This is a genomic window from Methylorubrum sp. SL192 (assembly GCF_026672325.1).
Classification (GTDB): Bacteria; Pseudomonadota; Alphaproteobacteria; order Rhizobiales; family Beijerinckiaceae; genus Methylobacterium; species Methylobacterium extorquens.
Genome location: NZ_JAPPQV010000003.1, coordinates 2,423,959 through 2,436,308 on the forward strand (window position 1 = coordinate 2,423,959; position 12,350 = coordinate 2,436,308).

13 protein-coding genes are annotated in these 12,350 nt (G+C 69.7%); 9 read left to right on the plus strand and 4 right to left on the minus strand.

Annotation, left to right across the window (positions count from 1 at the left end):
* Positions 1–441, minus strand: a complete 441-nt coding sequence (locus tag OVA30_RS12215) for an MEKHLA domain-containing protein (RefSeq protein WP_268175576.1) — start codon at positions 439–441, stop codon at positions 1–3.
* A 131-nt stretch (positions 442–572) separates the two neighbouring features.
* Here OVA30_RS12215 and miaB point away from each other — a divergent pair, with 131 nt between their 5' ends.
* The 6 genes from miaB (at position 573) to OVA30_RS12245 (ending at position 7,485) form a co-directional block, all read left to right on the plus strand.
* Positions 573–1,913 carry a tRNA (N6-isopentenyl adenosine(37)-C2)-methylthiotransferase MiaB gene (gene miaB, locus OVA30_RS12220; protein ID WP_268175577.1) on the plus strand — a complete coding sequence of 447 codons (1,341 nt, stop codon included), beginning with the start codon at positions 573–575 and terminating at the stop codon, positions 1,911–1,913.
* Positions 1,914–1,949: 36 nt separating this feature from the next.
* Positions 1,950–3,056: a PhoH family protein gene (locus OVA30_RS12225; RefSeq protein ID WP_056118063.1), complete on the plus strand. Its 1,107-nt coding sequence runs from the start codon at positions 1,950–1,952 to the stop codon at positions 3,054–3,056.
* 70 nt (positions 3,057–3,126) lie between these two features.
* Entirely contained in the window at positions 3,127–3,612 is a 486-nt protein-coding gene (gene ybeY / locus OVA30_RS12230; protein WP_015951621.1) for an rRNA maturation RNase YbeY, read from the plus strand.
* 36 nt (positions 3,613–3,648) lie between these two features.
* Positions 3,649–4,797, plus strand: a complete 1,149-nt coding sequence (locus tag OVA30_RS12235) for a hemolysin family protein (protein ID WP_268175578.1) — start codon at positions 3,649–3,651, stop codon at positions 4,795–4,797.
* 28 nt (positions 4,798–4,825) lie between these two features.
* Positions 4,826–6,529, plus strand: coding sequence for an apolipoprotein N-acyltransferase (gene lnt, locus OVA30_RS12240; protein WP_268175579.1), 1,704 nt, complete (start codon positions 4,826–4,828; stop codon positions 6,527–6,529).
* A 182-nt stretch (positions 6,530–6,711) separates the two neighbouring features.
* A complete protein-coding gene (locus tag OVA30_RS12245) occupies positions 6,712–7,485 on the plus strand; it encodes a BA14K family protein (RefSeq protein WP_015823414.1) in 774 nt (257 codons plus the stop codon).
* 108 nt (positions 7,486–7,593) lie between these two features.
* Here the strand turns inward: OVA30_RS12245 and OVA30_RS12250 are convergent, their stop codons facing one another.
* On the minus strand, positions 7,594–9,186 hold the full coding sequence (locus tag OVA30_RS12250) for a catalase (RefSeq protein ID WP_003606859.1): 1,593 nt from the start codon (positions 9,184–9,186) through the stop codon (positions 7,594–7,596).
* 147 nt (positions 9,187–9,333) lie between these two features.
* On the opposite strand from OVA30_RS12250, the gene OVA30_RS12255 reads away from it, so the two are divergent.
* The 3 genes from OVA30_RS12255 (at position 9,334) to OVA30_RS12265 (ending at position 11,855) form a co-directional block, all read left to right on the plus strand.
* On the plus strand, positions 9,334–10,305 hold the full coding sequence (locus OVA30_RS12255; RefSeq protein WP_012254491.1) for a LysR substrate-binding domain-containing protein: 972 nt from the start codon (positions 9,334–9,336) through the stop codon (positions 10,303–10,305).
* Between the two features lie 153 nt (positions 10,306–10,458).
* Entirely contained in the window at positions 10,459–11,514 is a 1,056-nt protein-coding gene (locus OVA30_RS12260; protein WP_012254492.1) for an AbrB family transcriptional regulator, read from the plus strand.
* Positions 11,511–11,855, plus strand: coding sequence for a diacylglycerol kinase (locus OVA30_RS12265; protein ID WP_056499294.1), 345 nt, complete (start codon positions 11,511–11,513; stop codon positions 11,853–11,855). The genes OVA30_RS12260 and OVA30_RS12265 overlap by 4 nt, the downstream gene beginning before the upstream one ends.
* Before the next feature lie 22 nt (positions 11,856–11,877).
* Here the strand turns inward: OVA30_RS12265 and OVA30_RS12270 are convergent, their stop codons facing one another.
* Both OVA30_RS12270 and OVA30_RS12275 read right to left on the minus strand, forming a co-directional pair.
* Positions 11,878–12,075, minus strand: coding sequence for a hypothetical protein (locus OVA30_RS12270; RefSeq protein ID WP_003600971.1), 198 nt, complete (start codon positions 12,073–12,075; stop codon positions 11,878–11,880).
* Complete coding sequence (locus tag OVA30_RS12275; protein ID WP_256371244.1) at positions 12,072–12,197, minus strand: hypothetical protein; 126 nt, start codon at positions 12,195–12,197, stop codon at positions 12,072–12,074. The genes OVA30_RS12270 and OVA30_RS12275 overlap by 4 nt, the downstream gene beginning before the upstream one ends.
* Between the last annotated feature and the right edge of the window lie 153 nt (positions 12,198–12,350).

Here is a 12,350-nt window from a genome sequence, read left to right on the forward strand (position 1 = left end):
TCAGGCCGGCAGCGGAAAGGTCGCCGCCTGGCCGCGAACGATCCCGCCCTCATCCACGAGTTGCCAGACGATGCCCGCGGTGACCGGGAAGCGCCACCCGTCCTTGGCAACGCGAATGCCCGCATAATCCGCGACGAATCCGTCGCGGGCGACCGCATCGAGCAGGCGCTGTCGCTCGGCCCGCTCCGGCGCCTCCGCCGAGAGCCGCGAGGGCATCCCAACGATTTCTTCCCAGCCATAGCCGAAGGCCTGCTGTGCCGCCCGGTTGGCGTAGACGAAGAGCGGGTCGGCGCCCGTGTCGTGGGCCAGCACCGCGAAGGGCGCCGACGCGTAGAGCCAGTCCGGCCCAAGATCCGGCGCAGGGACGAGCGGGCGGCCGACGAGGCGCAGGAAGCTGCCGGTCAGCAGGGTGAAGAAGGCGGGATCTTCGGCAAGACTCACCGGCGGACCTTTTCAGGGGGGCGAAAGTTCAGACCGCTGAGAGAATCGTGTCGGCGGCCGAACCGTGATAGAGGGCCTGTCGAGCAAAAAATCCTCAAAAATCACCGCCCGCCGGCGGCAGGGTTGCGATCTTGAAGAAAGCCTACGTCAAGTCCTACGGCTGCCAGATGAACGCCTACGACGCCGGCCGCATGGCCGACGTCCTGGCCGCCGAGGGCTACAGCGCGACGGACACGGTCGAGGAGGCCGATGTCGTCGTCCTCAACACCTGCCACATCCGCGAGAAGGCCGCCGAGAAGGTCTATTCCGAACTCGGGCGCCTGCGTGTGCTCAAGGGCGAGCGGGCCGAGAGCGGGCACGACACCCGCATCGTGGTCGCGGGCTGCGTCGCCCAGGCGGAAGGCCGCGAGATTCTTTCGCGCGCACCGGCGGTCGATGTCGTCGTCGGCCCGCAGAGCTATCACCGCCTGCCGGACCTGCTGCGCCAGTCGCGCGAGACCCGCGTCGTGGACACCGAATTCCCGGCCGAGGACAAGTTCGACCACCTGCCCGCCCGACGCAACCGCGGCGTCACCGGCTTCCTCACCGTGCAGGAGGGCTGCGACAAGTTCTGCGCCTTCTGCGTCGTGCCCTATACCCGCGGCGCGGAAGTCTCGCGCTCGGTCGCGGCGGTGGTGGACGAAGCGCGCCGCCTCGTCGAGGGCGGGGTGCGCGAGATCACCCTCATCGGCCAGAACGTCAACGCCTATCACGGCGACGGGCCGGACGGCGCACTCGCGACGCTCGGCCACCTGATGGACGCGCTCTCCGCGGTGCCGGGCCTCCTGCGCCTGCGCTACACCACGAGCCACCCGAACGATTTCGCCGACGATCTCATTGCTGCCCATGCGACGAACCCGCTGGTGATGCCCTACCTGCACCTGCCGGTGCAGTCGGGCTCGGACCGCATCCTCCACGCAATGAACCGGCGCCACACGGGTGACGCCTACCGCCGGCTGATCGAGCGCATCCGGAATGCGCGGCCCGACATCGCCCTGTCCTCGGACTTCATCGTCGGCTTCCCCGGCGAGACCGATGCCGATTTCGCCGAGACCATGCGGCTCGTCTCCGATATCGGCTTTTCGGCGGCGTTCTCGTTCAAGTACAGCCCGCGGGCCGGGACGCCCGCAGCGGAACGCGAGGATGCGGTGCCGGAGGCGGTGAAGACCGAGCGGCTCGCCGCCCTCCAGGACCTCCTCGACCGCCAGCGCCACGCCTACAACGCGGCGAGCGTGGGCACGCTCACCGAGATCCTGGTCGAGAAGACCGGCCGGCATCCCGGTCAGGTCGCGGGCAAGACGCCGCATCTCCAGGCCGTGCAGTTCGATGCGCCGGCCTCGACCATCGGCACGGTGGTGCCGGTGCGGATTACGCGTGCGGGCTCCAACAGCCTGTTCGGCGAAGCGCTGGAGGGTGCGGCGGCGGCCGCGTGACCTATATGAGGCCCATCACCATGCCGGATCTCTCGCGTGCCGATTGACGTTGCGTCTGCCCGTGGCCCTGCCGGCCGCAACAACCGCCCCTCACCGGGGCGTCCGGGTCTCGCCGAGGCCGTAGAGGTCTCGCTCACCTTCGACGACAACCGGCTCGCCAGCCTCGTCTTCGGCCAGTACGACCAGAACGTCGCCCATATCGAGCGGCGCCTCGGCATCACCGGCACGGCGCTCGGCAACCACCTCGTGGTCAAGGGCTCGCCCGAGGCCGCCGAGAAGGCGCGGCGCGTGTTCGAGCGGCTCTACACCCGAGTGCAGAAGGCCGGCACGACCCTGACGCTCGGCGACGTGGACGGGGTGATCCAAGAGGTCACCGTCCAGGGCAACCTGTTCCCCTCCGCCGAGATCGCGACGGATAACGGCCGCGAGCAGTTCGAGCAGATCGCCACCCGCAAGCGCGGCGCCGTGCGCGCCCGCAACGCCGCGCAGAGCGACTACATCAAGCTGCTGCGCGCCAACGAACTCGTCTTCGCGGAAGGCCCCGCCGGCACCGGCAAGACCTGGCTCGCGGTCGGCCACGCCGTCTCGCTGCTGGAGCAGGGCCATGCCGAGCGCCTGATCCTGTCGCGCCCGGCCGTTGAGGCCGGCGAACGGCTCGGCTTCCTGCCCGGCGACATGCGCGAGAAGGTCGATCCCTATCTTCGGCCGATCTACGATGCGCTCTACGATTTCATGGAAGCGCGCCACGTCGATCGCGGCCTTCAAACGGGCATCATCGAGATCGCCCCGCTCGCCTTCATGCGCGGGCGCACGCTGACCAACGCCGTGGTGCTGCTCGATGAGGCGCAGAACACCACCTCCATGCAGATGAAGATGTTCCTGACCCGGTTGGGCGAGAACTCCCGCATGATCATCACCGGCGATCCCAGCCAGATCGACCTGCCGCCGGGCCAGAAATCCGGCCTCGTCGAGGCGGTCAACGTGCTCGACGGCGTCGAGGGCATCGGCCGCGTGCGCTTCCGCGACGTCGACGTGGTGCGCCACGACCTCGTGCGCCGCATCGTCACCGCCTACGAATCCGCCGCCCACGGTGAGGGCGAGTCCGACCGCAACCCGAACCCGCGGCGCCGGCCGCTGGCGTGACGGGCGACATCAATCGCGGCGGCCCACGGGGCACCGCACAGGCGTAGACGGTACCGACCAGAAACCACACATGAGCGACAACGAGATCGACATCGCCGTCGAGGATGCGCGCTGGGAACAGGCGATCCCCGAGCTGGAGGCGTTCACGCTGCGGGCCGTCGAGGCGGGATTGGCGATTCTACCCGATTCGGCCGCCGGACCCGTCGAAGTGAGCGTCCTGCTCGCCGATGACGCCACCGTCCAAGCGCTCAACCGCACGTGGCGGAACAAGGATAAACCCACCAACGTGTTATCGTTTCCGGCTGCGGAGCAACCGTTCCAGCCGGGCGTGGCGCGGCCTCTCGGCGACGTGGTTCTTGCGTATGACACGCTCGTGCGCGAGAGTGCGGAGCAGTCGAAGCCCTTCGAGCACCATTTCGCCCACCTCCTCGTCCATGGCACCCTTCACCTTCTCGGACAGGACCATGAGACCGGCGAGGCTGAGGCCGACGCCATGGAGGCGCTCGAGGTCGCCGCGCTCCGCGCACTCGGCGTTCCAAACCCGTACGACGACTGATCTCCGGCACTCCCGCCGAATCCAACCTAGAGACCCATGACCAACGACCGAAGTCGCGGCGCGGCCCTGGCCGCGCCAGCCGCGGACGCCGAACCGCCCCCACGCGAGGCGTGGTACGATCGTCTGCTGAACGTCTTCCAAATGCGTCCGCGCGACTCCCTGCGCACCGACATCGAGGAGGCCCTGGCCGAGCCCGACTCGGGTGAGGACGCCTTCTCTCCCCTTGAGCGCGCCATGCTCAAGAACGTGCTCGGGCTGCACAAGGTGCGGGTCGACGATGTGATGCTGCCCCGCGCCGACATCGTGGCAGTGGCCAGCGACACCAGCCTCGGCGATCTCCTGAAGCTGTTCCGCACCGCCGGCCATTCGCGCCTGCCGGTCTACGGCGAAACCCTCGACGATCCCCGTGGCATGGTCCACATCCGCGACTTCGTGGAATACCTCGCCACCCAGGCGGAAGCCGCCCCGCGCCGGGCCGCGCCGCAGCCTGTGGTGGCAACCGGCGCCGAGGCCAAGCCCACGCCGCGCCCGCGCCGCACGGCCTCCGCCCGCGGCGCCCTGCGCAGCCTCGATCTCGGCAAGGTTGATCTCACCGCGACCCTCGCCTCCACCCGCATCCAGCGCCCAGTCCTGTTCGTGCCGCCCTCCATGCCGGCCATCGACCTGCTGGTGCGGATGCAGGCCACGCGCACCCACATGGCGCTGGTCATCGACGAGTATGGCGGCACCGACGGGCTGATCTCGATCGAGGATCTGATCGAGATGGTCGTCGGCGACATCGAGGACGAGCACGACGTGGCCGAGGGCCAGCTCGTCAACCGCATGGAAGGCGAGACGGAGGCCTATATCGCCGACGCCCGCGCCGGGCTCGCGGAGGTGTCGGCCGCCACTGGCCTCGATCTGGCCGCCGCCTTCGGGGAACTCGCCGAAGAGATCGACACGATCGGCGGCCTGATCGTGACGCTGGCCGGCCGGGTTCCGGCACGCGGCGAGCGGATTCCCGGCCCCGACGACATCGAGTTCGAGGTGCTGGACGCCGATCCCCGGCGGGTGAAGCGGATCAAGCTCCAGCGCGCGCCGGCCAAGATCGGCACCGTCGTGCCGCTCGCCCTGCCGCCGCCCCGCCCGGCGGCGCCGCAGGCACCCGACACGGACGCAGCGCAGGCCGCCGAGGTCGGGCGCTGAAGACACAACGGAATCGAAGCGACACGGCATGACCGCTCCGCTTGGCCGCGCAGCCGGCGCTGGAACCGGCCCGGCTGCGGCGCGGATCGGCCTCTTCGAGGCCATCGCGCACCGGATCATCCTGAGCCAGGGATGGACGCGGGCCGCGATCGCCGTCGCGGCCGGCGCCTGCGGTGCGCTGGCGATGCCGCCCTATGGGCTGTTCCCCGCGCTCGTCGTGTCGCTCTCGATCGCCGTCTGGCTGATCGACGGGGCGGCGATCGATGGCTCAGGCCGGCGCACCCTGGGCGTCTGTGCCGGAATCGGCTGGGCCTGGGGCTTCGGCTACTTCACCGCCGGTTTGTGGTGGCTCGGCGCCGCCTTCCTCGTCGAGGCCGACCAGTTCGCCTGGGCGCTGCCGCTCGGCGTCGTCGGCCTGCCGGCCGTGCTCGCCCTGTTCTTCGCCGCGGGTTTTGCCCTCGCCCGCCTCGTCTGGTCGCGGGGGGCCGCCCGCATCGCGGCGCTCGCCTTCGGCCTCGCCGCCGCCGAATGGCTGCGCGGGCATATCCTGACGGGCTTTCCCTGGAACACCCTGGGCATGGCGCTCGGGGGCAACCTCTGGACGATGCAGGCCGCCTCGCTTGTCGGCCTCTACGGCCTGACCCTGCTCGCCGTGCTGATCGCCGCCGCGCCCGCGACGCTCGCCACCGGCGCGACACCGCGGGGCCGGTTCGGGCCGGTGCTGGCAGCCCTCGTCGCGCTGGCGGGGCTTGCCGCCTACGGCGCCGGGCGCTTGCCTTCCGCGCCCGATCCGACGGTGGCGGGCGTGCGCCTGCGGCTGATCCAGCCCAACATCCCGCAGGATGACAAGTTCGGCTCGGAAAACCGCGAGCGGATCGTCGGCAAGTACCTCGAACTCAGCGACCGCGCGCTCTCGCCCGACCGCACCGGCATCGCCGACGTCACCCACCTGATCTGGCCGGAATCGGCCTTCCCGTTCCTGATCCAGCGCGATCCGCAGGCGCTCGGCCGGATCGGTGCGGCGCTGCCCGAGGGCAAGCAGCTCATCACCGGCGCCGCGCGGGTGCGCGAACTGCCCGATGGCGAGCGGCTGACCCGCGAGAACGCCGTCTTCTTCAACTCGATCCTGACGATCGGCGCGGGCGGACGCTTCGGCGACCTCTACGACAAGGTCCACCTCGTTCCCTTCGGCGAATACCTGCCGGGGCCGCTCGATGCGCTGCTGCGGGCTGTGGGTCTGCGCCAGTTCGTCTCCATCCCCGGTGGCTTCACCGCCGGAGATCGCGCCGGCCAGCGCATCCTCAACGTGCCGGGCCTGCCGCCGGTGGCGGCGACGATCTGTTACGAGGCGATCTTTCCCGGCACGATCCTGCCGCCCGATCCGGCCGAGGGTGCGCCCACCGTGCCGGGGCTGATCCTCAACCTCACCAACGATGCGTGGTTCGGCGATACGCCGGGCCCGCGCCAGCACTTCGCGCAGAGCCGGCTGCGGGCGGTGGAGGAGGGGCTGCCGCTGGTGCGCGATGCCAATTCCGGCATCTCGGCGGTGGTCGACGCCCATGGCCGGGTCATCGCGAGCCTTCCGCTCGGGATCGAGGGCGTGCTCGATGCGGGGCTGCCGGCAAGGCTGCCGGGTCGCACCCTCTACGCCGCCTTCGGCGATCTTCCCTTCGGGGCCGGCCTCATCGGCTGCTTCCTGATCGCGCTCGCCGCCCGCCGCCGCCGGACGTAACGGCCAAGGTGAGGCTGCGGAGCTTTCGAGACGACCGCGCGTGAATTGCAACGCATACGCGACATTCGCGCAATCTTAGCCGTAGGATCATCCGTCATCGCCCGGCGTTCTTAAGATAACGGCCCATTTTTCGCCGGTGGAAACCGGTGCAGGCCATTCTCTCGAATTCCAAGGGAATGACGATGAAACAGATTTTCCTGGCCTCGGCCGTCCTTGCGGGCGCCCTGGCCTATCTTCCGGCCAGCGCGGACGCGCGTCCGATCGGTGTCGGCGGCTCCGGCGGCCTCGGCGGCGGCAATTTCCGGAGCGCGCTGGGTGCGGGCGGTGTGAGCGGGTTCGGTCGCGGCGGCGGCTTTGCCGGGGGCGGCTTCCGCGGCGGCGGAGCCGGGATCGGCGGTGGTGGTTTCCGGGGCGGCGGCGCCGGTCTGGCCGGGGGCGGCTTCCGCGGTGGCGGAGCGGGCCTCGCTGGCGGCGGGTTCCGGGGTGGCGGCGTTGGCCTCGCCGGTGGCGGCTTCCGTGGTGATGGCTTTGGTGGCCGCCCTGGCTTCGGCGCAGGTCGTCCGGGCTTCGGCAACGGCGTGGCGGGCGTGCGACCGGGCTACGGCGGCCAGCGCGGCTGGTACGGCGGCAACCGCTGGCGCAATGCCGGCTACTATCGCCGGGGTTACGGCTACGGTGGTGTCGGCCTCGGGCTGGGACTCGGCGCCGGTCTCGGCCTCGCGGCGGGCAGCCTCTACGGCAGCTACGGCTATCCGGGCTACGGCTATGGCGGATACGGCTACGATGACGGTTACTACGCACCGGCCGGCTATTACGGCACCGAGACGGTGACCACCGGCGTCGCGCCCGGCGGCGACGAGGACTTGGTGGCCGAGTGCGCGCGCCGCTTCAAGACCTACGACCCGCAGACGCAGACCTACATCGTGCGCCGCGGCGTGCGTCGCTCCTGCCCGTAAGGCTCTAAGACGACGGGAGCCTCAGCTTGGGGCTCCCGCCTCTTCCAAAAGAACCCCGCCCGACCGGATGGTCGAGCGGGGATTTTTTACGTCGTTCGGCCGTTCGCCTTACTCGGCGGCGACCTTGTGCGCGGCGGTGCTGCCGTCGGTGTAGGTCTCGGCCTGGAGGCGCTTATGCGGGGCGGCACGGCCCGGCAGCGGCGGCAGGGCCTTGGCCTTCTCCAGATCGATCCCGGCGCCCTCGGCAACGCGGCGACCGTAATCCTCGTCGGCGTGCCAGAAGTGCCAGACCATCCGCAGCTGGATCGGCTCGGGGCACTGCTTCATGTCGGCGACGAGGTTGGCGATCAGATCCTCACGCTCCCAATCCTGGAACGAGCGGTAGCGAACGCCGGCCTGGGTGTAGTCGTCTTCGGTCCGCGAGGTCTGGTAGCGGCCGAGATTGCCCTGGACCGGCTGGTGGTAATCCTTGGCCGGCTTGGGCGCCTCGCGCAGGCCCTCGGCGAGTGTCGAGGGCTCGTAGTTGATGTGACGGTTCGGGCCGGTGCCATCGACGCTGTAGGTCATCTGGCCGTCGCGCTGGTTCGAATAGACCTTCACGCCGGGCTGCGGCGCGTTGATCGGCAGTTGCAGGTAGTTGGCGCCGACGCGGTAGCGCTGCGTGTCCGAGTAGGACAGCGTCCGGCCCTGGAGCATCTTGTCGTCCGAGAAGTCGATGCCGTCCACGAGCACGCCCGTGCCGAAGGCCGACTGCTCGACTTCCGCGAAGAAGTTGTCCGGCACGCGGTCCAGCACCATGCGGCCGACCGGCAGCAGCGGGAAATCCTCGACCGGCCACAGCTTCGTGTCGTCGAGCGGATCGAACGACAGGTGGTCGTTCGGGCCGTCGGGCATGATCTGCACGCAGAATTCCCACTCGGGGAAATTGCCGGCCTTGATGTTGTCGTAGAGGTCACGCGTCGCGTGGCCGACATCCTTGGCCTGGATCTCGGAAGCCTGGGCCGAGGTCAGGTTGCGCACGCCCTGCTTGGGCTCCCAGTGGAACTTGCAGAGCACCGCCTCGCCCTGGTCGTTGACCAGCTTGTAGGTGTTGACGCCCGAGCCTTCCATCTCGCGATAGTTGGCCGGAATGCCCCACGGCGACTTCAGGTGGGTGACCATGTGGATCGCTTCGGGGTGCTGCGCCACGAAGTCGAAGAAGCGCCACGCCTCCTGGCGGTTCGTCACCGGGTCCGGCTTGAACGCGTGGATCATGTCGGGGAACTTGATCGCGTCGCGGATGAAGAAGACCTTGAGGTTGTTACCCACGAGGTCCCAGTTGCCGTCGACGGTCTTGAACTTCACCGCGAAGCCGCGCGGGTCGCGCTCGGTCTCAGGGCTTTCCTTGGCACCGGCCACGGTGGAGAAGCGCACGAACATCGGCGTCTTCACGCCGGTCTCGTTCAGCACGCGGGCGCGGGTGTACTTGGACGCGGGCTCGTCGCCGATCTTGCCATAGGCCTCGAACCAGCCATGGGCGCCGGCGCCGCGGGCATGCACCACGCGCTCCGGAATGCGCTCGCGGTCGAAATGGGTGATCTTCTCGATGAACTGGTAGTTCTCGAGCGTCGCCGGGCCCCGCTCACCGACCGTACGCGTGCTCTGGTTGTCGCGGACCGGATGGCCCTGACGGGTCGTCAGAATCGGACGGTTCTCGCTCATGCGTCACTCTCTCCTTGGGAGGCAGGGGCTTCAGGGTGGATCGCTCGGCGCGTCCACACAGCCTGGAACCATTCTGTTTCGATGGTATGACCCAGGCATGACCCATTAGCAAATGCATCGTCACAAACGCTGTGATAGATGCAGCCTATGAATCTCTCCGGGTTGTCCCTGCGCGATCTCGAATATGTCGTCGCTGTTGCCGATGAAGGACATTTCGGCCGGGCTGCCGAGCGCTGCAACGTGAGCCAGCCGACGCTCTCCGTGCAGGTTCGTAAACTGGAGAACGCGCTTGGGCTGACCTTGTTCGAACGATCCAACCGTCGCGTGCTGCTGACGGTGGCGGGGCAGGGGATCGTGCGGCAGGCCCGGGTGGTGCTCGGCGAGGCACAGCGCCTGCTGGCACTCGCCGTCGAGGGGCGCGGCTCGCCGCTGACCGGCCGGCTGGTTCTGGCCGCAATCCAGACGCTGGGGCCCTATTACTTCCCGCTGGTTTTGCGCCTGCTGCGCCAGGAATTTCCGCTGCTGACGCTGGCGCTTAGCGAGGCGCGCACTGCGGAGATCCTCGACGGCTTGCGCGACGGGCGGATCGATGCGGCCCTGGTTTCCCTGCCGGTGGCCGCCTCCGGGCTCACCATCTCGCCGCTCTTCGTCGAGCCGTTCCGACTCGCCTGCCCGGTGGACCACGCCTTCGCCCAGGGCGCTCCGCCGCGGGCGGAAAACCTGAACGGGCCGGACCTGCTGCTGCTCGACGAGGGCAATTGCCTGCGCGACCAGACCATCGCCGCCTGTGGCACCCTGCGCGGCGCGGGCCGCCACGCCACCAGCCTCGAGACCCTGCGCTCGATGGTGGCGGCGGGCGCCGGCTATACGCTGATCCCGGCGCTCGCGATCCCCTCTGGCCCCGATCCGACCGGGCTCACGGTGGTGCGCCACTTCGAGGGAGAGGGCCCCGGCCGCACGCTCGCACTGGCATGGCGGTCCAGCGATCCGCGGGCGGCGGGCCTTGCGCATCTCGCGGCCTTCTTCCGGGCGCACGCCCCGCCCGGCACCGCCGCCTGCCGGGAGGATGAGGCCTATGGTGCCCCACCGCCCGGCGAGCGGGAACGGTGGACCGCCTGAGCCCAGCCACCGGGCCAGCGTCTCGCAGGGCGATCGCTCGAAGCCGCTTGGCGGCTTCGCGGCGATCGCCGTGACAGTCCGGGGAAGAGCGTGTAGCGCGAGCCTCGCGCGATTCTTCTTCCTCTTCCTGCGCGCCATCCAGCATCCAGGCCCGTGCCCGAGACCCGCATCCTCCTGCGCTGGGCGGCGCTCGTCGCCGTCTCGGCCGCTCTCGCCTTTGGCCTGAGCCGCGCGCATTTCCCCGCCGCCTTCCTCCTCGGGCCGATGCTCGCCGCGATCGCCTTCGGGGTTCGCGGCGCCGGGCTCTCGCTCGGCCGGCCGCTCTTCCTGGCGGCGCAGGCGGTGATCGGCTGCCTCGTCGCCCGCTCCGCCACCACCGAGATCGCCGCGACCCTGCGCGAGGACGGGCTCATCATCCTCGCGGTCGTCGGCGTGACGGTCGCGGCCGGCGCGCTCACCGGGCTCGCGCTCACGCGGCTGCGCGTCCTGCCCGGCACGACGGCGGCCTGGGGCTCCTCGCCGGGCGGGGCCGCGGCCATGGTGGCGATGGCGGAGGATTACGGCGCCGACCCGCGCTTGGTCGCATTCATGCAGTACGTGCGCGTCGCCGCCGTGGTGCTCTCGGCCTCGCTCGCCGCGCGCCTTCTCGCCGACGTCGCCGGCCCGGCCGGTGCGGGCGCGTCCGGCGAGACGTGGAGCTGGCCCGGCCTCGCGGCGACGATCGCGGTTGCCGCCGCCGGGTTCGGCCTCGCATCGCTGCTGCGGCTGCCCTCCGCTCCCCTGATCGGGCCGATGCTGCTCGGCGCGGGCCTGCACGCCGCCGGCTTCATCGACATCGCCTTGCCCGCGCCGGTGCTCGAGGCGGCCTATGCGGCGATCGGCTGGTATGTCGGGCTGCGCTTCAACCGCCGCACCCTGGACGAGACCCTCCACGCGCTGCCCGGCGTGCTGACGGCGACAATCGGGATCATCCTGCTCTGCGGCGTCTGGGCCTGGGTCCTGACGCACTGGCTCCCGATCGATTTCCTCACCGCCTTCCTGGCCACCAGTCCCGGCGGGCTCGATTCGGTGGCTATCATCGCCGTCGGGTCGCGGGCCGACGTGTCCTTCGTGCTGGCGGTGCAGACCCTGCGCCTGTTCGTCGTGCTGGCGACCGGCCCGATCCTCGCCAAGTGGATCGCCCGGGCGGTTCCGGGAGAGCGACCGTGACCGCGCTCTACCTCGCCTTCCTGAATTCCTGGCGCGGCCTCGTCCATGGCGGGCGCACGGAGCGGGCGGTGCGGCTCGAACTCCTCCTGCTGGCGCTCGGCCTGCCCGTAGCGCTCGCTCTCGGCGGCCATCTGTGGGTCCGGGTGGCGCTCATCGCCAGCCTGCTGCTGATGCTCGGGGCGGAACTCCTGAACACCGCGATCGAGAAGCTGTGCGACCATCTCCATCCCGGCCGGCACGAGCGGATCGGCATCGTGAAGGATCTGGCCTCGGCGGGGGCGTTCCTGACGCAGGTCATCGCGGCCCTGATCTGGGGCGCGGCGGTGATCGACCGGTTCTAGAACGTCGTTCGAACGTCGGCTGTCAGCCGTCTTCCTGCTCGCTCCAGACGACCCAAGTGCCGCCGAACAGGGTAGCCGCGATCACGAGCCACAGGCCGGTTCGGCCGACCAGATCGAGCAGCCATGCATGGACCGTCGAGAAGCTGAGACTCAAGGCGCAATCCAGCACGCCAAGATAGAGGGACAGCGCCAGAAGCGCGACGGCGAGAGGGCGGCTCATCGATCCTCCGTCTCCTTCCAGAGGGCCCAGGCCCCCGCGAACACCATCATCCCGATCAGAAGGCGCATCCCCGTATGGCCGATCCGGTCGAGAAGCCACGCATGGGCGGCGGACAGGCTCAAGTCCAGCATCCATCCCCATGCCGTCAGGATCACGGCAATGGCGACGACAATAAGGATTTTTGTCCAGACCGGCATGCCCGCCGCGCTAGCACGTTTGTACTGGTGCGCCGAGCGACACAGGTGACACTTCGCCACAAGTTCCGTGAAAAATGA

What these genes read in the sequence shown, in the direction of transcription:
- ybeY (WP_015951621.1), top strand. Translation starts at nt 3,127, where the DNA reads ATGAGCGACAACGAGATCGACATCGCCGTCGAGGATGCGCGCTGGGAA.
- OVA30_RS12235 (WP_268175578.1), top strand. Translation starts at nt 3,649, where the DNA reads ATGACCAACGACCGAAGTCGCGGCGCGGCCCTGGCCGCGCCAGCCGCG.
- lnt (WP_268175579.1), top strand. Translation starts at nt 4,826, where the DNA reads ATGACCGCTCCGCTTGGCCGCGCAGCCGGCGCTGGAACCGGCCCGGCT.
- OVA30_RS12245 (WP_015823414.1), top strand. Translation starts at nt 6,712, where the DNA reads ATGAAACAGATTTTCCTGGCCTCGGCCGTCCTTGCGGGCGCCCTGGCC.
- OVA30_RS12250 (WP_003606859.1), bottom strand. Translation starts at nt 9,186, where the DNA reads ATGAGCGAGAACCGTCCGATTCTGACGACCCGTCAGGGCCATCCGGTC.
- OVA30_RS12255 (WP_012254491.1), top strand. Translation starts at nt 9,334, where the DNA reads ATGAATCTCTCCGGGTTGTCCCTGCGCGATCTCGAATATGTCGTCGCT.
- OVA30_RS12270 (WP_003600971.1), bottom strand. Translation starts at nt 12,075, where the DNA reads ATGAGCCGCCCTCTCGCCGTCGCGCTTCTGGCGCTGTCCCTCTATCTT.